The sequence below is a fragment of the Moorena sp. genome, from assembly GCF_982860115.1.
This window is the reverse complement of the sequence record NZ_CEYLVT010000126.1, coordinates 1-21,460: the sequence shown is the minus strand read 5'-3', so window position 1 is coordinate 21,460 and position 21,460 is coordinate 1. Positions and strand designations below refer to the sequence as shown.

Genomic DNA, 21,460 nt, shown 5'->3' with positions numbered 1-21,460 from the left:
CTGCCTGATAAATTGCTGATCCAATTTGTTAACCAGCGGTTATTGAGAAATTGCAATGGACTTTAGCACGTACCAAAGAGTTTTTTGAAACAATAACTTTAATTTGTTTATATGAATTTCTTGAGATTAATTATTAAAAGTAATGTTCCAACAGTAGAGTCATTGGCATGGAATAAGAGTTGGTACTTACATGACTTTATCTTGCCAAAAACTGAGGAAGAAGTTTATGAGCAAATATGGTTAACTGAAGATGAATCTACAAGCATTCACTATATTGAAGATCCTTTGATTGACATTCGATACTTATTCATTCATGGATCAAAGCAAGTAGAAGTAATCAATGCAATTAGTTCATATTTAGATCTTTTTCAAAGAGGAGAAATTTTTGAAATGATACATAAAGCTGCTTCAACAGAAGAGTATATTCAAGCAATATATCATCTTGGGGTAACAGCAAATCATGATTATGATAAAGAAATATTTGAACTATTTAAGGCTGTTTTTGCTCACTCAGAACCTAAAGTTCGCAACGCTGCAATACTTGCAACTAGTTATGTAGGTTGGAAGGAATTTGAAGAACCATTAAAAAATCTGAGTGATAGCGACCCTGAAAAAGAAGTGCAAGAGTTTGCCAAGTTCACACTACAAAGCTTGCGAACTAGAAATTGGGATACAGGTCTAAATACTTAATTTAAGTGAAGTATTTTTCAGAACCTAATAAAAACTTTATTGATTTGTTTTTTTAATTTAAAAAATGACAAAATTTTCATCTAAATCTTCCGAAGAAGAACTCCAAAAAAACCTCCGCAACCACCTCGAAACCTGGGCAAAAGAAAACCTACCCGAATTTGATGAACTCAACGAAGACACTTCCCCTGAAACCCTAGAAGAAATCACCAAATCCCTAGAAAAACTAGCAGAAACAGAATTCGATTACATTACTCAAGATGCCACATCCGAATTCATTAATGCCATTGAAACCACCTTCCAAGAATGGGCAAAAATCGCTCGTGAAGAACTTAAATCAGACGGTGTCAGTAACCATATTTATACAACTGTAATCGACTTCTTCAAAGCAGAAGAATGGCCTTTCCTACAAGAAGAAGATGAGTCTATTCTGTACATTAACTTTAAAGGCGAAAATGGTCAATGGTCTTGCCTTGCTAAAGTCAAAGAAGAAGAAAATCAGTTTATCTTTTACTCCCTTTATCCCGAAGCAGTTCCCGAAGAGAAACGCCAAGGGATCGCCGAATTTATTACCCGTGCTAACTACGGTACAATTCTTGGTAATTTTGAACTAGACTTCGATCATGGCGAAATCCGCTACAAAACCAGCATTGATGTTGAAGGGGACAATCTTAGTTTTGCCTTAATCAAACAGATGGTTTACGCCAATGTGATGATGATGGATGAATATTTACCCGGAATTATGGCAGTTATTGAATCAGAGGTGGAGGTGAAAGAAGCGATTTTACAGATTGAGGGTTAAGACTAATTTACCTAACCATCACTCATCAACCAAAGCAAACGCTATGCAATCGCATAGCCAGTATGATGAAAAGCAAGAACAATCCTATCCTTCGGTACTCCTGAAGCAACCAGATGATCCATGATACCATCTTCAATACCGTCCTAGTGAATCCAGATTTTACCATCGCGGATTGAACCATGAACAATCGTAGCATGACAATCCTGTTGAGGAGGTAGTCATCGAATGTAAAAACTAGACAACTACCGATTAATCATCCGCCAGCTATTAACTAATCATGCCACCTTAGAAGCGAATAATCCAAATTACGAGATAGAGTGTCAACTTATTTTTGACACAGAACATGACCATTATCAACTTTTAGATATCGGCTGGGATGGACTCAAACGAATTTACAACTGTTTCATCCATTTAGATATCAAAGATGGCAACGTTTGGATTCAGCGAAATATGACAGAAGCTGATTTGGCGCAAGATTTGCTGGAAATGGGTATACCAAAAGAAGACATTATTCTCGGTTTACATCCCAGTTATAAACGTCCTTACACAGGCTACGGAGTGGCTTAGTAGTGGATTGACTTAACAATAAAATTTAGTTAAAAATCAATTATAATGATGATGAGTAACCATTTTGATTTAGATAAAATAGGAAATATGTAATTCTACTACTTGTCTAGGAAACTGCTCATCAGCATATAAACGAACCATCATTAATATGCCTCATTTTCTTGGATTGCAGTGGCAACTTCCTCAGGATTAACTTGGGCATAGATCCAAGCATTCGCTAAATCAATTGCTGTTAATGTAGGATAGTCATAGAGTAGTTGAGACTCGCTAATGCCTAGATTACGGGCATTTACTAATACCCAAACAGGAATACGAGTTCCAGCAATACAAGCATCACCACCACAAACGTTTCTGGTTTTGGTTATTCCACGCCAGTTTTGGTTCAAACTATGGGCTAAAAGGTGAATTGCTTCTGTTTTCTCTGTGGGAGATAGAGCAAGTAGCTGGGTTTCCAGTTGTTTGATAGTCATAGATATTACTTATGAGTAGGGTGCATTAGTAACAGTGGGACGCTAAGGGATTGACCGTAGGTCACGCTACGCGAACGCAAATTCAGTATATTGTCTAACATGAGGTGGATGAAATGCCAAAACAATCTCCTCTCGTAGTATTCCTTTCTGTAACAAATCTGTCGCCACCCCATCCTCTGTCCAATCTTCCTCGATCCAAACTTTTTTATCCTTCAAACGGATATGAATCATCACACTCTTAATCCGTTCATCTTTGTGCCAACCCATCAGCAGCAAAAGGTAATGATTGTGTACCTTATCAAAAGCTAAAACACTTTCCGTTGTGGAACCAGACTTTTCATTGATCTGATGATACTCTGTGTTAAATAATGAAGTTTGATTGTTAAAACCATGCGGGTGATTAGTCGGAGGAGTTTACGAGAATTTTGGGAAAAGCACTCAACAGCGAGAAATAGCTTATTATTATGGTATGAAAGAATCACTCAACCTTCCATTGATAATTTTGCCCAATTGCGTCAATTATTTCCTTCTGCTGATTTAGTTGGCAACTTTACCGTTTTTAATATCAGTGGTAACAATTATCGCTTAATTACTTACATTGACTACCAAGCACAAATTATTTTTATTCGTGCTGTTTTAACCCACGCAGATTACGATAAGGAGAATTGGAAAAATGACGACTGGTTTAACAAGTCCTAGCCATTATTACCTCAATTTGCTCACAGAATTTGCACCTCGTCCTATCACCAATGATCTTGAATTAACGGCAACTCAACAAAGAATTAACTCAATACTAGACAAAAACAATCTTAATCAAGATGATCGAGATTATCTAAGAGTATTAGGAATGCTAGTCTATGATTATGAAGAAAAAAACGAGCAATTCCCTCAGTTAAATGATCAAGAACTATTACAAACCTTAATGGAAGACTACAATTTGAAGATCTCGGATTTTTTAGTAATTTTCCAGCAAGAACAAACAATACTAGACATATTAAACGGAAAACGTCAACTAAATTCTCAAGAAGCTATTAAATTGCGATCGCTGATCTTGTAACTAGCAGCCCATTGCTCGATCAAACCCACCAAAACCAATTCTATGCCACTGCATACCCAGTATGTTCACGAATCTCACGGGGATGGAAAGCCAGAACAATCCTATCCTTCGGTACTCCTGAAGCAACCAATTCCTCCGTGATACTATCTTCAATACCGTCGTACTTCAATACCGTCGTAGTGAATCCAGATTTTACTATCGCGGATTGAACCATGAACAATCGTACCATATACACGGCGATGATTTTCCCAGCCTTCATGGAGCAGCATAAAATGGTTGCGAACGCGCCCCGCGTGACCTACGGTCAATCGCGCCCCGCGTGACCTACGATCAATCGCTAACCTAACCCAGAATAACTCAAAACTCTAAAGGAAGTCCATTATTGTATAATGGTTTTGTATCAAGATTTGCATAGATTGCTGATCTGAAGAGGTGATTTGAGAATGGAAAAAATAATCCAGTATCGCCAATACATTAAACAACTTCTGAGTGACTATGCCAGTAAAAGTCCATCTGATGAAGATGTTGAAGCTGCCTTAATATTTGACTCAGACCACGACCATTACCAAGTTGTCTATACTGGTTGGAAGAATCGCCAACCCATGTATGGTTGTGTTCTACATTTCAGAATCAAAAATGCCAAAATTTGGATACATCATGATGGAACTGAAATTGGTTTTGCCAACGAACTTGTCAAATTGGGAGTACCAAAAACTGATATTGTACTAGCATTTCAAGAACCTGCTGTACGTCAATATACTGACTTTGCAGTGAATTAGAGTAAATTGGCTTAAAAAATAAAACCCAACAAAACCACTACTCATAATGATACCGACAAGCCAGAAAATCAATCTGACTACTTCCCACCCGATAAACCAGCCGATGCTCTAAATCAATGCGGCGTGACCAAATATTTGCATCCATATACTTTAATGGTTCTGGTTTACCAATGCCCTCAAATGGATTGTCCATTACAGCAGTAACCAAATCCAAAATTTTCGACGCCACTTTAAAATCGTGCTTGAACCACCAAGCCAAATCTTCCTTAAACCTAGAACTAAAACCAGGACTGCGATTTACCACAACTGGCTTTACTTGATCGGATTCAGCCTTTTTCTTCTTCTTCTTGCTCAATTCCCAACTCAGAGTAAAGTTCTTCAATGGTTTGAGGTTTTATTTTTCCAGTCTTAGACTCCTCAATTGCATCCAGCAGGCGAATTGCATTGGTAGAGTTTCTTAAGAGATAAACCGTCTCTACTAAACTCCTCAAATCAGATTCTGTAATCAAAGCAACATTCTCACCATCCCGACGATTGATGATATATACCTGATTATTTTGTGCAACTATATCCAACAACTTAAAGAAGTTATTTCTAGCATCCGTTGGAGATGTAATTTCGTAATCAAACATCAGTTTATGTAAAGATTTACGTACATATATTATATCACTTCTACCAAATCAAGCAACAGATGCTTTCCTTGAAACCAAAACCTGATCTGACTTTATGAATTTTGAATTTTGAATTGTTATGAGTAATCATAATCTTGAAAACTTACCTTTAGAGAAAGAGTTAACCTTAAACAACTCCTCCAATCCCTTAAGCATTCCCACAACTTCCCTATTCCTCACCAAACAAAGTGCAACGCTAAGCAACCGAGAGAGCAATCTCTAGTTGTCGGAAAATTTGTTGGTTTTTAACTTCTTGAGAATAGTCGCAACCTCGTAAAGCTTATTTTGCCGAGACAATAATGAAAACGCATCAGAAAAATCGTATACTTTATCCTTCAACTTGCAGAAGATAAAATCGCTGCCATTTGTTACCATACCAAAGCTTGGTTGTCGTGGTGCAGCACTCATATAGGCTAAACACTGTGGTAAAGCAATATCCGCCGCAAACTTAGATCGTTTAGCTTCTACAGTCAGTATCCAAACAAGATCGCGAATCACCAATACATCTATCCGACCTCGATAAACTTCATTGTGTTCTTCCACCTCCAGACTGATAGGAACCTCAGATTGTACGAAAAACGGAGGCTCATGAAATTCTAACCGTTCCAGCAGTGGTGCAACAATAGATAAAAGCACCGTTCCTTCAGTTAAGAGACCAGCATTGTAGTAATAATAATATCGCTGCCGGAGACGGTCCAGAAAAGATTTATCATCATCTAATATCTCAATAGAGGATACCTGCCATTCTGAAAAAAACGATTCATCAGTGGCGCGACATAACCCCAAGCGCTCATGTAATACTTGAAAGCTTGAAATCGTTTTCTCGATTGCCAGTAGTCTACTCATACAGAGCGATTGCTATGGAATTTATTCATTGTAGTTTTTTATATTGTAGCTTTTTATGCAGGGAGCAGGGAGCAAGGAACAGGGAAGAGGGAAGAGTCAATAGTCAAACAATGCTGTGTACCTCATGAGTCCTAGAAACGCTATAAATAGACTTACCCAGATAATTCACCAGCAAGTTTCAAAACAGCCATTCGTGTGGAGTAATCAAGACGAAATCCCAGAGCATCTAATTTGTCTAAAATTGGAGCTACAACTACAATAGTCAACTCTCCTAGCTGTTTTGCTTTTAGTAAAATTCCTAATGTCCCTGTAAATTTAATATTCAGTTGTTTTGCGTAATACCTAGCCAATCCATCATCCACAATTACCAGGGAGTTTTCTATCTCCAAAGCTAAAGCAAAAGCCTCTTTCTCACCCGCACCTAATCCATTTATTTCCTGTAAAGCTGAATCCACTATTGTTGTTTTCACCTTGAGCCAAGATAAGGAAGTTAAATCAGGTAGGGAAATTTTCAAAGCTGCTCCAGCAGCTAATTCATTCGCCACAGCTTGAGGTACAATAACGGAGCCATAAAGTTGTGGTAGTAAATGCAGTAAATTTGTTTGATAGAGATATTGGATTGGTGAGGTATCAGCAATCACATTAGGCATTTCCTAAATCCTCTGTTAATTCTGCTTCTGTTAATCTGAAAGTGTTGATACCATAGTCCCTCAACTTAGATAAAAAAACTACTCGCTCAATACCAGCTAGTTGAGCAGCAGCACCAGAGGAAAGTTTACCTAATTCATAAAGTTTCATCGCAGCACTTAAACATAATTCTTCTCCTAGTTGTTCTGGTGTTAGGTTTAAAGCATGTGCGGTTTCTTCTGGAACAGATAGGGTAACTTGATACATAATCAACGGGAAAGCTACTTTGCTATAAATATACCATTTATAAAATAGGTGAGGTACAGCCCGTAGGGAGTATGTCAGTGCTATAAGGTACACAATTTATAGATTGTAGGGAATAGGGAACAGGGAACAGGTAAGAAGGGAAAAATCTTGTGTACATCATTAGGTTACAAAATGCTAGATTAACTTTAACAAGGATAACGTCGAGGTGCGCAATGGATCTACACAAATCTAAAACTATACTCTTGAGTACCATACTCTTAGCATACTTGAGTCTCAATGCTTGTAACGAACAAGGGACACCGCCACCGGATAGATCCACTTCCTCTCCATCTCCTATAATAGAAGTAGAAACATCCCCAACTCCTAACCAAACTCAAACTACCCCTAACCAAAGAAACGTTAAAGTTTTTTTCCCCAAGCAACCTCAAAGTAATCAGGATTTTAGCTATGTGGAACCTGTAGTCAGAAGCACTACTAGTCGTGCAGTGGCTACTTTTGCCATTGAACAATTGATTATGGGTCCGACCACAGCAGAAACTAAAATTGGTTTCACCGAAGCACTAAAACTTAAAGGTAGCTCCAACTGTGGTAAAGACTTTACCCTCTCTATTGCAGCAGAAACCGCCACCCTCAAGTTTTGCCGTGCCATTCCTTCCCCTGGAGTAGGCTATGATGCTAAAGCTACCAGTGCTATGGAATCTACCCTCAAACAGTTCTCAACTATCAAATCCGTAGTTATCCTCAACAAAGACGGCAATTGTTTTGGGGACTTAAGTGGTGAAAACCTCTGTTTGAAGACTGGGAGCAAGGGAGAAAGACTTTCTACTAAATCTAAAATAGCAATTAATGGCATTGGCCCCATCACCGTGGGCATGACGGTGAAAGAAGCATCCCAGGCTGGGCAAGTTAAATTAGTGCAACAAAGTAGTGGTGGAGAAGAGCGTGGTTGCTTATTCTACGACCCAGAAGGAATAGAAAATATCGGGTTTATGGTGACAGAAGGAAAAATTGCCAGGGTATACATAAGTTCTCCAGAAATTAGCACATTGAGTGGTGTAAAAGTTGGGGATAACTTAGAGAAAGTGATGTCTGTGTATGGTAAAAAAATAGAAATTCACCCCCATTTATATGTACCGGGTGGTAAATATGCTTTATTCGTACCAACGGATAGTTCAGATAAAAATTATCGAGTGATGTTTGAAGCCAATGCAGAGGGTAAAGTAGTTGGTATAAGCGCTGGTAAACTACCGGAAGTGAGATATTTAGAAGGATGTAGTTAACTCAAGACTGTACAAAACGCTATTGATGAAGTATCTCTCTTCCGTCAGATTGGGTATATAGGGTTTTTATTACCTATGAGGTACACAGGATTTTTTACCTCTTCTTTCTTCCGACTTCCCTGTTATCTGCTCCCTGCTCCCTGCTCCCTAAAATCAAAGAATGTGTACCTCAACAAATAATAATTGATATATTATAAATAAGCTTATTTTTGATACAAATTGCCATGATTGCTCAACTTGACACTCCCCAAATGTCCCCCCAGGACTATTTAGCTTGGGAAGCAGAGCAACTCGCCCGCTACGGCTATATTGACGGTCAGATCTATGCCATGACTGGGGGCACTATCCCCCATAACCAAGTTGCTGTCAATCTAGTCGCTTTAATCAAACCCCACCTGCGGGGTAAACAATCTAAAACCTTGAGCAGCGATGCCAAAGTTGGGATTACAGAACAAGGTCCTTTTCACTATCCAGACCTATCCGTTACCTGTGATCACAGAGACCGCACTGCCCGGGATTATATTCGTTATCCCTGTCTAATTGTAGAAGTGCTCTCTAGCACCACAGAAGCCTTTGACCGTGGCCAAAAATTTAGACACTATCGCCACATTGAAACATTACGAGAATATGTTTTGATTGACCCCGATCAAATGAGCGTGGAATGCTATCGATTAAACCAAAACCAGAGATGGGAACTGTACCATTATGCTAGTAGCCCTGATCGCCCAGAGGATTGTCAAGTTGAACTTAGCAGCATTGAGCTAGCATTTCCCATTAACTTACTTTACGAAGACATTGACCAACTCAATAACACCTAAAACCATGAGATTTATCAATCCCAAAACTGACTACGCCTTCAAAAAAATATTTGGTTCCGCCGAAAGCAAAGACATTCTGATTAGTTTTCTCAATGCCTTGATTTATGACGGTAACCCTACCATTAAAGACTTAGAAATCATTAATCCCAACTTACCGCCGAAAGTTGAGGGCTTAAAAGATACTTACCTTGATGTCAAAGCAAAACTGAAGGATGGCACGCTGGTCATCATCGAAATGCAAGTTTTAAATGTGCAATCCTTTGGTAAAAGAGTATTGTTCAACGCTGCTAAAACCTACGCCTTTCAACTACAAAAGGGAGAGGGCTACCGCATGCTAAAACCAGTCATTGCTCTCACCCTGACCGATTTTGAAATGTTCGCCGATCGCCATCATTTTACCTCTCGCTTCGTTTATCGAGAAGTATCTGATGGCTCGGTGTATCCCGAAAACGATATCGAACTGGTGTTCGTTGAGCTACCAAAGTTTACCAAAGAACTCCCAGAACTCGAAACCATTACCGATAAATGGATTTACTTTATCAAATCTGCGCGATCGCTTGCCTCCATCCCCGAAAATATGGACAATATTCCTGAATTACAACGAGCCTTTGAAATTGCCAATCAAGCCAACTTAACACCCACTGAACTCGAAGATTTGGAACGTCGAGAAATGTTTATCTACGATCAGCAGGGAGCAGTTGCTCTTGGTCGGGAAGAAGGTAGGGAGCAAGGTCTTCAAGAAGGTCGTCAAGAAGGTCGTCAAGAAGGTCGTCAAGAAGGTCGTCTGGAAGGGAAAAAAGAAGGTCGTCTGGAAGGGAAAAAAGAAGAACAACGCATTATTGCTCAAAAATTACTCACTGTACTAGATGACGAAGCGATCGCGGCAACAACAGGATTAAGTCTAGAAGTCGTTCGAGAGCTGCGCGAGACAATGAATGAACCATGAATACTAACGTTTGCCAAACTCTTTGGTCTAATCCAGAGCGTTCGCGTAGCGTAGCCCAAAGGGCTAATCGCGCCCCGCGTGACCTACGGTCAATGGCTTTTAGCGTGGCCGTAGGCCAATCGCATTTTTTCCTCATACCCAAAGATTACCAACTTCCCCAACACCCTCCCATCTTGTGAAGTTAGCCGTAACGAGGCGAAAGCTTGGTTCAATTCCCGATACCGATTGAAATGAAAATGGTATACTCCATGTTCGACGATCTACTCTCAGCATTACAAAGGCTAGATAAATTACTAGAGCAAGCAGTAATAAAAGCACAAGCTGTGTACGGTTCACAAGCAGCTACTGACCCTTATCGAGGTCTTCGTATTGATCGCGATCAGGTCAAGCAACTCCTAGATCGTGAACCAGGGATACCTTTGTTTGCAGTAGATTCAGAAAAAACTGAGTCCGATCAGACTAACAATACACCATTAAACTGGCTCAAACAGACTTTCGGTTTGTCTGAATTTGATTTAGACGTGATGTTGATTGCCCTCGCTCCAGAAATTGATTTAGCTTACGAGGGTCTGTATGCCTATCTCCAGGATGATGTCACTCGCAGGCGACCTAGTATTGATTTAGCCTTAAATCTACTATGTCCCTCTGCTGAAGCCAAGCTGTTGCAACGAGTTCATTTTGCTCCTGAGGCACCCTTAATCAAACATGGCTTACTTCACTTAATTCCTGACCCTCATCAGGTTAAACCACCAATATTATCCTATTATCTCAAGCTAGATGATCAAGTTATTCATTCTCTGTTAAAACAAAAGCGTCTTGAACCGCGTTTAGAATCTTGGTGTCAATTGATAGATAGTCCTACTGTTGAGGACAAGTTACCGATTAGGGATGACATTAAACAAATACTTCCTAAGCTAATCAAACACGCTCAATATACTAGCCAGCCTCTACATCTGTATTTCTCTGGTTTATATTCTACTGAAAAACGCCGTGGAGCGATCGCCCTTGCCGCTCAACTAAACAAGCAGTTATTAATTGCGGATTTAGCTCAAGCTTTAGCAATTAAGGAAGAGTTTGAGCAACTGCTAAAATTGTTATTTCGTGAAACCTGTTTTCACGATGCTATCCTCTATCTAGAAAGTCTGGAACGTTTAGATGCACTACAGAGCAAAGAGCAGCATCTGTTATATAAAAGGGTACTTGACAGACTAACTAATGCGAAAGGTGTGGTGATCTTATCTGGAATACAGTCGTTGGTGCCAAAGTTTACCAATCTCCAGGGTGTGATTACTGTACCTTTTGCTACACCGGATTTTTATCAACGCCGCGTTTACTGGCAAGCTAGTTTAGAAACTAAAGGAATTGTACTTAGCGATGGCGACTTGGATACCCTAGCCAATCGTTTTACCTTGAGTTCAGCTCAAATAGCAGGAGCAGTGACAAATGCTTGTAATCAGGCTTTGTGGCGTGCTGCTGCCGAATTTGAAGAATTGCCATTAAACAGTACAATTAAGCCAACCCTAAATGACTTATTAGCAGCAGGTCGTGACCAATCTGGTAGCAATTTAACTGAATTAGCCCGCAAACTTAACCCTAAGTATAGTTGGCAAGACATTATCATACCCCCCGATCAACTTGCTCAGCTCAAAGAAATTTGTAATCAAGCCAAGTATCGTCATATTGTCTATGAAAAATGGGGCTTTCACCGCAAGCTATCCATTGGTAAAGGATTAAATGTACTATTTTCAGGTCCACCAGGCACAGGTAAGACCATGGCGGCGGAAGTGATTGCTAATGAACTACAGCTTGAGCTATATAAAATTGATTTATCCCAAGTTGTCAGTAAGTACATTGGCGAGACTGAGAAAAATCTGAACCGCATTTTTATGGCTGCGGAAACAGCTAACGCTATCCTTCTGTTTGACGAAGCAGATGCTCTGTTTGGCAAGCGGTCTGAAGTTCGAGATGCTCATGACCGCTACGCCAATATTGAAGTTGGGTATCTGTTGCAGAAGATGGAGGAATATGAGGGAATATCAATTTTGACAACAAATTTGCGCCAAAATTTAGACGAGGCATTTGTGCGTAGGTTAGCCTTTACAGTACACTTTCCCTCACCAGATGAAGCTAGTCGTCGGCGCATTTGGGAAGGAATTTGGACTGAGGAAATCCCCTTGTCAGCAGATGTAGATTTTGAGTTTTTGGCACGGCAGTTCAAATTGAGTGGAGGGAATATTAAGAATATTGCCCTAGCAGCCGCTTTTCTAGCAGCTGAAGCAGGTAGTGGAGTGATGATGGAACATTTGTTACAGGGCACTCGCCGGGAGTATCAGAAGATGGGAAAGGTATGGGGTGATGGAATGCGATCGCTTAAATAATCCTGCCATGGTCAGTAGTGAGCCAGTTTTACACTAACGACTTACCTAGTGCTATTGTAAGCTATCAGCCTTGGCCAAAGGCCAACGGCTGATAGCTGAATGCTTACGTGCTATTTACCTGATTAAGCCACAAGTATAATACTGTAATCCTTGGGCGATCGCGAACATATTATTGATCAAGTTATTTCTCTTTATTACTGTTATCTTATTTTTAGAATTATTGTAATGAATTAATATAAGGTGCTATGGGTGACTTAGGCAGACGAAAGTATACAGGTGACGGTAAGTGCCGCTACAAACCGCTTCCTGGTGCATGGCAAGAGCCAGAACCTTACATTGCTTCTAAAGCTTTGGCAGATGTAGTTAATACTGCTCTCTACCTGCGTCGTCCTTTATTATTAGAAGGTGACCCAGGCTGCGGGAAAACGCGATTAGCTTATGCGGTTGCCTATGAACTGGGTTATCCCCTCTACAGCTGCTACATCCGCTCTACCAGTCGAGCCCAGGATTTACTTTATGATTATGATGCCATAGGTCGGTTGTATGACATTCAGGAACGTCAAACTGCAGGTAATCCCAGCCAACCTTTGTACCGCAGAAATTATGTTACCCTAGGAGAATTGGGCGAGGCAATTCAGCAATCACAAAATGACATTCCTTCGGTGGTTCTAATTGATGAAATTGATAAAGCGGATCGGGATTTTCCTAATGACTTGCTCTTAGAACTGGAGCGATTGCAATTCCAAGTTAAAGAAGTACTAAACGTTCGTTTTGATGCCTTTAAAGGTAAAACAAAAGAAGAACGAAGAGATTTTTTACCGTTAATTATTATCAGCAGTAATAGGGAAAAAGAATTGCCAAAACCCTTCCTACGTCGTTGTTTATTTTACTACCTTAAATTTCCAGAAAAGGCTACCCTAAAACAGATTATCCAGAGTCATTTTAAAACTGATATTACCCGCGTATCCGAAGCAGCTATCCAAAAATTTGGAGAACTGCGGGAATTGAGAAGTTGGCAAAAAATACCAGGTACTAGTGAATTTTTAGATTGGTTGAGAATTTTGGAACGGGATCAACAAGGGAATCAAAGTACTGCTGAAGCATTAGCGGATACTCCAACCACGAATCTGCCTCATCTAGAAACTCTAGTCAAAACTCAACAGGATCATGAGGCCCTGAGCAAGACCAAGATACCAGATTAGTTAGTGAGACTATAGTTATTGAGACTATGGGATTGGCCTTGGCCTTGGCCAAAAGGCCACGCTAGGCGAATGAGCCACGGTACTGGAATGGTCACGCTGCGCGAACGCGCCCGAGAATGACCAATGACTACCTAAATTCAATTCCCAGACTGACGCCCTAATTCATACACACCACAGCTCATACAAGCAATAATCCCAATACTGATTGCCCAACTGTGTCCCAGGCTAATTTCCACGGCGTAGTTACAAACTGCACCAATGACTAAAAAAGGCACAATGCTGACAACTGACGCATAGAAAGCGTTTTGAGATTCTCTGACCTTGCGGGTTTGTTCAAATTCCTGAGCCGAGATGTAAAAGAATCCCTCAGCAAAGTTAAACCAGCGGTTCAATTGCTCCATAATCCATTGCCTCAAGGACGAGAGGCTTAAATATAGCGCTAGAGACCACAAAGATGCTCCCGCGATCTCTGTAGTATCCACCTCGAATCGGAAGGGCAAAAATTCAGTCAGCATTGGTTCACGGATAGGGTAGGCTGGGGCAAGTTAATCACTAAGTTAACCAACATTTAACTTCTCTATTTGAGTTGATCGTTTTAGTGTTAACGATTAACGGTAGACACGCGCACAGTAGACACGCCCACAACGGTTAGTCAAAGGTCAACCTTTAACAAAAAATTCAATCCTTCTCTTGATGCAGTCGCTCATGGGGGAAACCACGGCAGTCGCTCATGGGGGGAACCCCCAAGACCGCGCTGCCTTCCCAAGACCGTAATGGTGCGTTTTCCGCATTAAGAATTAAATTCGCCACGGGTCGCACCTCTGCATCGCTAAATTTTGCAAGTTAAACGTGTATTAGCTTATTGATGTATCTTAACAAAACTCAAGATTTTGTTAAATATCCCAAACAACCCAAAAACCCTGCTGATGGCAGATGATCTGGAGAGATATAAATGGAAAGACCCCTAACTAGCTAAAGCCAGACTAGAACTAATGCGCAGTGGTTATTTATCAAGGCTTCTAATTTTCGCTGGACTGAGTTTAACGAGTTTAATCGGTTTAAGTACCCTTTCGAGTTTGCCCAGCCAGCCAGTAACTGCATCAGAACCTCCCTCAAGCTTGGTAGCCGGAGTAAGAAGTTTTGCCAAAGGGGGTTCCTTTCCAGTAGAAAACTTCCGGGGCTACACCTCTGGCTTCGGTTACCGACCCTCTCCTAGAGGTTCTGGATGGGAATTCCACCGAGGTTTAGACATAGCTGCCCCTGAAGGAAGCTATATCCGTAACTGGTGGAGTGGTAAAGTAATTAAAATTTCTGATGGTACTGCTTGCGGCACCTCAATAACTATCCAATCGGGCAAGTGGCAGCACATCTACTGTCACATGAAAGGATACGCAGTTAAAAATGGAGGTACTCGCTATTTAATTGACAACTCCGGTGGCATTCAGATCAAGGAAGGCCAACTGTTGCCTTCTGGAGCCAGAATCGGTCGAGTAGGAATGACTGGTCGTACCACCGGTCCTCATCTGCACTGGGGATTGAAGTATGGCAAGCAATACGTTGACCCAGCCCAGGTGCTGCGGGCAATGTATAAAACACGAGCTTGATTCGGACAAATGTTAATGGTTAATGGCCATTAACCATTAACCATTAACCATTAACCATTAACATGTTTAAAACATGCATGCCGCGTGATCGTTTAACTAGAAACTACGAAACTACCAATTGTTCCTTGTCCATCTGGGTGTGTTCTTCTAGAATTTTGCGTAACTGGTCTCCTTCGATAGTTTCTTGATCTATCAACAGGTCTACTAATCGGTCAATTATTACCCGATTTTCCCGGACTAACTGACGAGCATGACCATGGCAATGCTGCACAATTGTGCGGACTTGGGCATCAATGTGGGCAGCAATTTTCTCTGAGTACTCAGACCTATTAATCACATTACCCCCTAGAAAGACTTCTCCCCCTGGATCTTCTAAGGACAGAGGACCCAAATCACTCATTCCAAAGCGGGTTACCATCTGCCGTGCTCGCGAGGTAACTTGTCGCAAGTCCCCAACAGCACCAGTAGTCACTTCAGCCTCACCAAAAATTTCTTCTTCTGCCGCTCTACCCCCTAAAGCCGCAGTAATTTGGGCTTTGAGTTGAGCCCGAGTAATCAAACCTTGCTCTTCATCAGGAATATACCAGGTCAAACCACGGGCTTGCCCTCGGGGAATTAGGGTTACTTTCTGTACCGGGTCGTGATCCGGTAAGAGAGTGGAAATTACAGCATGTCCTACTTCATGGTAGGCAATTAATCGCTTATTCTTGCTGTCCACCAGAGGAGTGCCTTCCATGCCAGCTACCACCCGGTCAATAGCATCATTGATTTCGAGCATAGTAATGGCATCTTTGCGGCGGCGGGCAGTCAGGATTGCCGCTTCGTTGAGTAGGTTGGCTAAGTCAGCACCAGTAAACCCAGGGGTACGCTTAGCAACAGTTTCTAGACAAACCTCAGGGTCAATCTTTTTGTTGCGAGCGTGGACTTCCAGAATGTTATTCCTGCCTTTGTAGTCAGGGTAATCCACAATAACTTGTCTGTCAAAGCGTCCAGGACGTAATAGTGCAGCATCCAGGACATCTGGGCGATTAGTGGCAGCAATAATAATAATACCTGTGTTGCCTTCAAACCCATCCATTTCCGTGAGCAATTGGTTAAGGGTTTGCTCCCGCTCATCGTTTCCACCACCAATCCCTGCTCCCCGTTGCCGTCCTACCGCATCAATTTCATCAATGAAGACCAAGCAAGGGGCATTTTCTTTGGCTTTTCTGAACAAGTCTCGGACACGGGAGGCACCAACGCCCACAAACATTTCCACGAATTCGGAACCAGAGATGCTAAAGAAGGGAACTCCTGCTTCACCAGCGATCGCTTTGGCTAAGAGAGTTTTACCAGTTCCTGGAGGACCGACTAGCAGCACACCTTTGGGGATGCGTGCTCCAACAGCAGTAAAGCGTTCTGGTTGTTTGAGGAATGTGACGACTTCTTGCAATTCCTCCTTAGCTTCTTGAATACCTGCTACATCATCAAACAGAACCCCTGTTTTGGCTTCCATCTGAAACCGTGCTCGGGATTTGCCAAAGTTTAAGGCTTGACCAGAATTACTTGCAGAGCGTCGCAGGATCATCATCAAGCCTGCTAGTAACAACAGAAGCAAAAATAAGTTGGCAATTAGACCTAAAGCGGCTGAGTTATCCGGAGAGCGCCTAATTTCAGTGGGAATATCCTGTTGACGGAGTTCCTTGAGTAGCAAAGAGTTTTGATCGAACAAAGCAACTCGTTGAGGAGGTTCATTCTCCTTGGCCTCCTTTAGACTAACTTTAGCAATCTTAGTGGCTTCATCAATTTCTATTTTAGCGACTTCCCGATTTTTAACTTTCTCTAATAGCTCACTATAGGTTAGAGATTTCTCTTGTTTAAGCTGTGCTTGGGCTGGGGTACCCAGTATCACCCCTTGCCAAAGGAGCAAACTGGCAGCAATACGCCAGAATTTGACTAACTTGCGCTTTTCCTGGGGTTGCTGTAATGTAACCTCAGGATTTGCCAGCAGCTGTGGAGAGGTATTTACCTCTGCATTACCCATCCATGCTCTCATCCAGAAACGTTTCTTCATGGCTGTTTGCTCTTTGGTCTTGCCTTGACTCAACTCCTGGGTAAACCTAGTTAGGCTTCAATAGAATTCAAGCCCTTGAGTTGAAATTTCTTTCACTTTCTAGTCTAGCTCTCTAAAATCCGGCTTTAGCTGTAAGAAACTCATATTAAGTCCGGTAGCAGAGGTAACCTGCTCTTGCCTAGATGGGGTTTCCAAACCTCACGCTGGTTTTTTTCGTGAATCACCCTCCTGTAGAGACCTTGTCTGGAACATCTCTACAAATGGTAACCATACAACTGGACACGATATCACTAGTTGACCTTGTACTTTTGAGAGTCAACCATCAACCGTCAACAATGAACAAACATGTGATCTATTACACCGAAGTCGATGTCTTTATTTCTTCTACCTGATCTGAGGGGGTTGGCGGAACCTGGGGGATTTCCATTGGTACATCTTCCTGTTGGAGATCCTCTAGGGTAGTGACAAAATCTCTAATCCCTTGAAATTTTCCATAGACCGAAGCAAAGCGTACATAAGCCACTTCACTCTCCGAACGTAGGTAGCGCAAGACTAACTCACCAATTTCGTGACTGATTACTTCCCGACCAAATCGCTGTTGCAATTCTGCTTCAATCTCATCAACCAATGCTTCTAGGCGTTTTTGGAGAATGCCTGTTTTTTCACAAGCACGTATAATTCCTCGTAACAACTTGGAACGGTCAAATGATTCCCGCTTGCCATCCCGCTTGATCACAGTTATTGGCACAAATTCGATCCGCTCATATGTCGTGAAGCGATGTTTGCATCCCAAACACTCCCGGCGTCGCCTCACACTTTTTCCTGCCTCAGTAGAACGAGACTCAAGAACGCGGCTCTCGGTGTGGTGACAAGAGGGGCATCGCATAAGATAATTTTTTTTCTTGCTGAGTGGACTGATTGGCGGCAGATATTTGGAACGCCCTAAGAGTCGATACTTTCAAAATAACAATTATATGGAAGGTGAGCCGATATATACCTGTCCACTTCCCTATATCCTATAGGGTCATACACAGGCTATTGCGGCTCAGAGCATCCACAGAAGTGTTGAATTTCGATCTGATAAATCGAGGTAAACTACTTACCAATCTTAGGGGGTTCCCGAAAAGCAATGGCAAAAAATAGGGTGCCTAGGGCTAAGGTCAAGATTAAGATATAAGCAACTGATTCCATAGCTATAATTCCTGGTTATCTCCTCACTTACCAGTCTACCTTGCATGAACCACAGAAATAGCAAAAAGGCAAAAGAAAATTTCTTTTCTTCTGCCTTTTGCTTTTAAGTCAAACTGTGATAGGAGATAGTTAACCTCTAGATAGGCTCTGTCCTACGGGTACTCTTATCACCAAGCTTCTGGAAGAAGCCCCACTCGACTTGCTCTTCCTCTAGGTCAGGATCGACACCAGCAAACACATCTCGGTAGAGGGTGCGTGAGCCATGCCAGATGTGCCCAAAGAAGAACAACAGAGCAAAGACAGCATGACCAAAGGTGAACCAACCCCGAGTACTAGTGCGGAATACACCATCAGAGTTTAGGGTTTCGCGGTCAAATTGGAAGCCCTCACCCAGCTGAGCAGTACGAGCGTATTGCTTCACATCGAATGGGTCAGTAAAGGTTTGACCATCAAGAACTCCACCGTAGAAGCTAGCAGTGACACCAGCTTGCTCGAAACTATACCTAGATTCAGCCCGTCGGAAAGGTATGTCCGCACGAACTACACCATTAGCATCGGTCAAAATGATAGGGAAGGTTTCAAAGAAGTTCGGCATCCGACGAACGCTCAGCTCCCGACCTTCACTGTCTGTGAACACCGCATGACCTAGCCAACCTTCAGCAATGCCATCCCCTTTATCCATCGGACCTGTGCGGAACAAACCACCTTTAGCAGGGGAGTTGCCTATATAGTCATAGAATGCCAGCTTCTCTGGAATTGATGACCAAGCTTCTGACAAGCTAGCACCATCAGCCAATTCAGCTTGTACCCGTTGGTTAATTTCCTGTTGGAAATACCCCTGATCCCACTGATAGCGGGTTGGACCAAACAGCTCAATGGGGGTGGCAGCACTGCCATACCACATGGTGCCTGCTACTACAAACGCAGCAAAAAACACAGCCGCGATACTGCTGGAGAGTACCGTTTCGATATTCCCCATCCGTAGAGCTTTAAACAAGCGTTCTGGTGGTCGCACTGTTAAGTGGAATAAACCAGCGATAACCCCAACAACACCAGCAGCGATATGGTGAGCGACAATACCTCCAGGGTTATAGGGGTTAAAGCCTGCTGGTCCCCATTCTGGTGCGATCGCTTGAACACTACCAGTGAGACCATAAGCATCAGATACCCACATCCCAGGACCCCAAAGCCCAGTCAAGTGAAAGGCACCAAAGCCAAAGCAGAGTAAACCAGATAAGAACAGGTGAATACCAAAAATTTTTGGCAAATCGAGAGCTGGGTCGCCACTGCGTGGGTCTCTGAACACATCTAAATCCCAGTAAACCCAGTGCCATACAGCAGCCAGGAACAATAAACCAGAAAGGATAATATGAGTTGCAGCGACACCTTCAAAAGACCATAAGCCAGCATTGGTTACGGTTTCACCAGTGATACTCCAGCCCCCCCAGGAATCAGTAACCCCTAGACGAGCCATAAAGGGCATGACGAACATCCCCTGACGCCACATCGGGTTAAGAACCGGGTCACTCGGATCAAAAATTGCCAATTCGTACAGGGCCATTGAACCAGCCCAGCCTGCCACCAGGGCTGTATGCATCAAGTGCACAGCTAACAGACGTCCTGGATCATTCAGGACGACCGTGTGTACTCGGTACCAGGGTAGTCCCATTGACTACGCTCCTCCTAATATAGAGTTTTTACTTCGACGCTTCTTTTGATCAGTATGTTAGAAATCGCCTTAAACTTCCCCCCGCTTGAAACACAGGGGATTCCAAGAGTCACGTTGTTCGAGGGGTTAAAAACCTCATCTGACAACGCTTACGGTATGATTTCTTTAATTTGACACTGTTTGGAGAGCTTTCAAGCTCTCCGACCGACCTTGGTTAGGTGTGAACCTAACTGTATCGCTACTTTGCTAGCCCCCCTAGATTTTGCCATTGGCAACTTAGGTAGGACAAAGTATGTATGAAACTAAAGTTTGTTTAAAGAAGTGTAACTATTGTTAGAGCCGATTGCAAGCGAACGGTCATGTTCTCAGCTTAGGGTCGGAAGCGCTTAACCAGCTATATTGCGCAAATTTCCCTTGTATTTGCCTAAATTCAAGCAATATAGCTTCTATAACCTAAAAATTGTCAAATTCAGTCCGGTAGCCTCTTTACTGATTAGCAATAGTCGGACACAAATCAACATGAAAAAGGTATGTTGAAAGGAAAAAGGCATAAGCATAGGACTTATGCCAAGTTGAGTTCAAACCATATCACCTAGAGCACTTAAGAGCAGAGGGGGAAGAGGGGGCAGAGTCCGGAGTTGGGGAAAGCTGGGGCTCAAAGGGCTATTGATATGCAACTCGGTATTAGGCTCCAATTCTATGGGTAGGGTTTTTTGATTAACTGCTAACCCGAGCTATAGCTTTGATCACAAATCGCAATCAAAAGTATTATTTCCTCATATTCCCTATCCTTACCCTCTTCTCCCTCTTCTTCCTTGTCCCCTGGTGCCTTTTCCCTGTACCAGTTAACCTTTGCCCCCTACCATAATTTCAGTATGTGTCATCGCTAAGCGCTCGATAACTTGCTCAGCAGTGATCAAACGTTTTAGGACAACTTGACCAATAGTTTTTGCTGATTCAGGTGAGGTGTTAGGCATGGGTTTGACTTCAACCATAACCACAAGGTCTTCAACCTGATAGAGCCACAATTTTTCTCCTTGCTCTAGGATAGAAAGGTTCATTTGCTTAATTTCTGGCAGGCGTCGCCAAGCGTTTTCGTTCCAAAGACCTCCAAACTCCCAAACGCGCCCGACTATCCAGCCTTCCGATAAAAAGAAATATTTCACGTTGCTCTTCGCTAATCCTGCTCTATATTTCTATTTTCCACTCAAATTGAATTTTTCAGCTTAAATTGACGATTTAATTCAAATTTTATCCAACAACCGCAATTGGTCAATTTCAGGACTTACGCACCAAGCTTGTCGGTTAAGACTGGGTGTCAGGTGTAGTGGAGATTTATAGAAGTTGACAAAATGATCAGTATATGATTTACAGCAGTAAGCATTGTTACTTGACCATAGTCTTTTGAGCTATAGCTGGTTACGGTATCAATTGATGGGTAAACTAATCGATAATTCAGATAAAAAAAGGATAATACAAGCCAATCCAATTGGGAGCATCCCATTTTGGAAAAAAGGGAAAACTTATTCGCGAGTTATGCTCGCGA

24 protein-coding genes and 4 pseudogenes are annotated in these 21,460 nt (G+C 42.1%); 12 read left to right on the top strand and 16 right to left on the bottom strand.

Annotated elements, in window-relative coordinates; genetic code table 11:
- Positions 1 to 111: 111 nt before the first annotated feature.
- Positions 112 to 690, top strand: coding sequence for a hypothetical protein (locus AC4II3_RS20295; protein ID WP_488029451.1), 579 nt, complete (start codon positions 112 to 114; stop codon positions 688 to 690).
- Between the two features lie 64 nt (positions 691 to 754).
- Positions 755 to 1,489 carry a type III secretion system chaperone family protein gene (locus tag AC4II3_RS20290; RefSeq protein ID WP_488012722.1) on the top strand — a complete coding sequence of 245 codons (735 nt, stop codon included), beginning with the start codon at positions 755 to 757 and terminating at the stop codon, positions 1,487 to 1,489.
- A gap of 41 nt (positions 1,490 to 1,530) precedes the next feature.
- Here AC4II3_RS20290 and AC4II3_RS20285 read toward each other — a convergent pair.
- Positions 1,531 to 1,686 (bottom strand): annotated as a pseudogene (locus tag AC4II3_RS20285) (element excision factor XisI family protein); the annotation flags it as partial.
- Positions 1,687 to 1,720: 34 nt separating this feature from the next.
- Between AC4II3_RS20285 and AC4II3_RS20280 the strand changes: the two are divergent.
- Positions 1,721 to 2,056, top strand: a pseudogene (locus AC4II3_RS20280) (XisI protein); the annotation flags it as partial.
- A gap of 143 nt (positions 2,057 to 2,199) precedes the next feature.
- On the opposite strand, the gene AC4II3_RS20275 reads toward AC4II3_RS20280, so the two are convergent.
- Together AC4II3_RS20275 and AC4II3_RS20270 are read right to left on the bottom strand one after the other, a co-directional pair.
- Positions 2,200 to 2,526 carry a DUF433 domain-containing protein gene (locus AC4II3_RS20275; protein WP_488012724.1) on the bottom strand — a complete coding sequence of 109 codons (327 nt, stop codon included), beginning with the start codon at positions 2,524 to 2,526 and terminating at the stop codon, positions 2,200 to 2,202.
- 66 nt (positions 2,527 to 2,592) lie between these two features.
- Positions 2,593 to 2,874, bottom strand: a pseudogene (locus AC4II3_RS20270) (XisI protein); the annotation flags it as partial.
- A gap of 42 nt (positions 2,875 to 2,916) precedes the next feature.
- Between AC4II3_RS20270 and AC4II3_RS20265 the strand changes: the two are divergent.
- Positions 2,917 to 3,225, top strand: a complete 309-nt coding sequence (locus AC4II3_RS20265) for a type II toxin-antitoxin system HigB family toxin (RefSeq protein WP_488012744.1) — start codon at positions 2,917 to 2,919, stop codon at positions 3,223 to 3,225.
- Positions 3,200 to 3,583: a helix-turn-helix domain-containing protein gene (locus AC4II3_RS20260; RefSeq protein ID WP_293063915.1), complete on the top strand. Its 384-nt coding sequence runs from the start codon at positions 3,200 to 3,202 to the stop codon at positions 3,581 to 3,583. The genes AC4II3_RS20265 and AC4II3_RS20260 overlap by 26 nt, the downstream gene beginning before the upstream one ends.
- Positions 3,584 to 3,623: 40 nt before the next feature.
- Here the strand turns inward: AC4II3_RS20260 and AC4II3_RS20255 are convergent.
- Positions 3,624 to 3,918, bottom strand: a pseudogene (locus AC4II3_RS20255) (XisI protein).
- 108 nt (positions 3,919 to 4,026) lie between these two features.
- On the opposite strand from AC4II3_RS20255, the gene AC4II3_RS20250 reads away from it, so the two are divergent.
- Entirely contained in the window at positions 4,027 to 4,362 is a 336-nt protein-coding gene (locus AC4II3_RS20250) for an element excision factor XisI family protein (RefSeq protein WP_488012726.1), read from the top strand.
- A 37-nt stretch (positions 4,363 to 4,399) separates the two neighbouring features.
- Here AC4II3_RS20250 and AC4II3_RS20245 read toward each other — a convergent pair whose 3' ends face one another.
- From AC4II3_RS20245 to AC4II3_RS20225, 5 genes are all read right to left on the bottom strand, one after another.
- Positions 4,400 to 4,717, bottom strand: a complete 318-nt coding sequence (locus AC4II3_RS20245) for a Txe/YoeB family addiction module toxin (protein WP_488012746.1) — start codon at positions 4,715 to 4,717, stop codon at positions 4,400 to 4,402.
- On the bottom strand, positions 4,689 to 4,994 hold the full coding sequence (locus AC4II3_RS20240; RefSeq protein WP_488012728.1) for a type II toxin-antitoxin system Phd/YefM family antitoxin: 306 nt from the start codon (positions 4,992 to 4,994) through the stop codon (positions 4,689 to 4,691). The genes AC4II3_RS20245 and AC4II3_RS20240 overlap by 29 nt, the downstream gene beginning before the upstream one ends.
- Positions 4,995 to 5,252: 258 nt before the next feature.
- Entirely contained in the window at positions 5,253 to 5,879 is a 627-nt protein-coding gene (locus AC4II3_RS20235) for a type I restriction endonuclease subunit R (RefSeq protein WP_488012730.1), read from the bottom strand.
- A 152-nt stretch (positions 5,880 to 6,031) separates the two neighbouring features.
- Complete coding sequence (locus AC4II3_RS20230; protein WP_488012731.1) at positions 6,032 to 6,529, bottom strand: PIN domain-containing protein; 498 nt, start codon at positions 6,527 to 6,529, stop codon at positions 6,032 to 6,034.
- Positions 6,522 to 6,773: a UPF0175 family protein gene (locus AC4II3_RS20225; protein WP_488012748.1), complete on the bottom strand. Its 252-nt coding sequence runs from the start codon at positions 6,771 to 6,773 to the stop codon at positions 6,522 to 6,524. The genes AC4II3_RS20230 and AC4II3_RS20225 overlap by 8 nt, the downstream gene beginning before the upstream one ends.
- Before the next feature lie 212 nt (positions 6,774 to 6,985).
- Here AC4II3_RS20225 and AC4II3_RS20220 point away from each other — a divergent pair, with 212 nt between their 5' ends.
- The 5 genes from AC4II3_RS20220 to AC4II3_RS20200 all read left to right on the top strand — a co-directional run bounded on the left by AC4II3_RS20220 (position 6,986) and on the right by AC4II3_RS20200 (position 13,397).
- Positions 6,986 to 8,053, top strand: a complete 1,068-nt coding sequence (locus tag AC4II3_RS20220; RefSeq protein ID WP_488012733.1) for a hypothetical protein — start codon at positions 6,986 to 6,988, stop codon at positions 8,051 to 8,053.
- A gap of 224 nt (positions 8,054 to 8,277) precedes the next feature.
- Positions 8,278 to 8,871 (top strand): Uma2 family endonuclease, encoded by a 594-nt coding sequence (locus AC4II3_RS20215; RefSeq protein WP_488012735.1) that lies wholly within the window; start codon positions 8,278 to 8,280, stop codon positions 8,869 to 8,871.
- A gap of 4 nt (positions 8,872 to 8,875) precedes the next feature.
- Positions 8,876 to 9,817 (top strand): Rpn family recombination-promoting nuclease/putative transposase, encoded by a 942-nt coding sequence (locus AC4II3_RS20210; protein WP_488012737.1) that lies wholly within the window; start codon positions 8,876 to 8,878, stop codon positions 9,815 to 9,817.
- A 248-nt stretch (positions 9,818 to 10,065) separates the two neighbouring features.
- Positions 10,066 to 12,195 carry an ATP-binding protein gene (locus tag AC4II3_RS20205; protein ID WP_488012739.1) on the top strand — a complete coding sequence of 710 codons (2,130 nt, stop codon included), beginning with the start codon at positions 10,066 to 10,068 and terminating at the stop codon, positions 12,193 to 12,195.
- 245 nt (positions 12,196 to 12,440) lie between these two features.
- Complete coding sequence (locus AC4II3_RS20200; RefSeq protein WP_488012741.1) at positions 12,441 to 13,397, top strand: AAA family ATPase; 957 nt, start codon at positions 12,441 to 12,443, stop codon at positions 13,395 to 13,397.
- A gap of 137 nt (positions 13,398 to 13,534) precedes the next feature.
- On the opposite strand, the gene AC4II3_RS20195 is transcribed toward AC4II3_RS20200, so the two are convergent.
- Both AC4II3_RS20195 and AC4II3_RS20190 read right to left on the bottom strand, forming a co-directional pair.
- Positions 13,535 to 13,912, bottom strand: a complete 378-nt coding sequence (locus AC4II3_RS20195) for a hypothetical protein (protein WP_488012743.1) — start codon at positions 13,910 to 13,912, stop codon at positions 13,535 to 13,537.
- A gap of 163 nt (positions 13,913 to 14,075) precedes the next feature.
- Positions 14,076 to 14,207 (bottom strand): hypothetical protein, encoded by a 132-nt coding sequence (locus tag AC4II3_RS20190; protein ID WP_490722876.1) that lies wholly within the window; start codon positions 14,205 to 14,207, stop codon positions 14,076 to 14,078.
- 182 nt (positions 14,208 to 14,389) lie between these two features.
- Between AC4II3_RS20190 and AC4II3_RS20185 the strand changes: the two genes are divergently transcribed.
- Positions 14,390 to 15,001, top strand: coding sequence for a M23 family metallopeptidase (locus AC4II3_RS20185; protein ID WP_075899297.1), 612 nt, complete (start codon positions 14,390 to 14,392; stop codon positions 14,999 to 15,001).
- A gap of 103 nt (positions 15,002 to 15,104) precedes the next feature.
- Here AC4II3_RS20185 and ftsH read toward each other — a convergent pair whose 3' ends face one another.
- The 5 genes from ftsH to AC4II3_RS20160 all read right to left on the bottom strand — a co-directional run bounded on the left by ftsH (position 15,105) and on the right by AC4II3_RS20160 (position 21,080).
- Positions 15,105 to 17,054 (bottom strand): ATP-dependent zinc metalloprotease FtsH, encoded by a 1,950-nt coding sequence (ftsH, locus tag AC4II3_RS20180; protein WP_488015530.1) that lies wholly within the window; start codon positions 17,052 to 17,054, stop codon positions 15,105 to 15,107.
- Between the two features lie 355 nt (positions 17,055 to 17,409).
- Positions 17,410 to 17,940 (bottom strand): transcriptional regulator NrdR, encoded by a 531-nt coding sequence (nrdR, locus tag AC4II3_RS20175; protein WP_070392014.1) that lies wholly within the window; start codon positions 17,938 to 17,940, stop codon positions 17,410 to 17,412.
- Positions 17,941 to 18,149: 209 nt separating this feature from the next.
- Complete coding sequence (locus tag AC4II3_RS20170; protein WP_008180851.1) at positions 18,150 to 18,245, bottom strand: photosystem II reaction center protein T; 96 nt, start codon at positions 18,243 to 18,245, stop codon at positions 18,150 to 18,152.
- A 136-nt stretch (positions 18,246 to 18,381) separates the two neighbouring features.
- The gene (psbB, locus tag AC4II3_RS20165; RefSeq protein ID WP_488015529.1) at positions 18,382 to 19,914 is read right to left on the bottom strand and encodes a photosystem II chlorophyll-binding protein CP47; all 1,533 of its coding nucleotides are present in this window, start codon (positions 19,912 to 19,914) and stop codon (positions 18,382 to 18,384) included.
- 845 nt (positions 19,915 to 20,759) lie between these two features.
- A complete protein-coding gene (locus AC4II3_RS20160; protein ID WP_488015527.1) occupies positions 20,760 to 21,080 on the bottom strand; it encodes a hypothetical protein in 321 nt (106 codons plus the stop codon).
- Positions 21,081 to 21,460 lie beyond the last annotated feature (380 nt).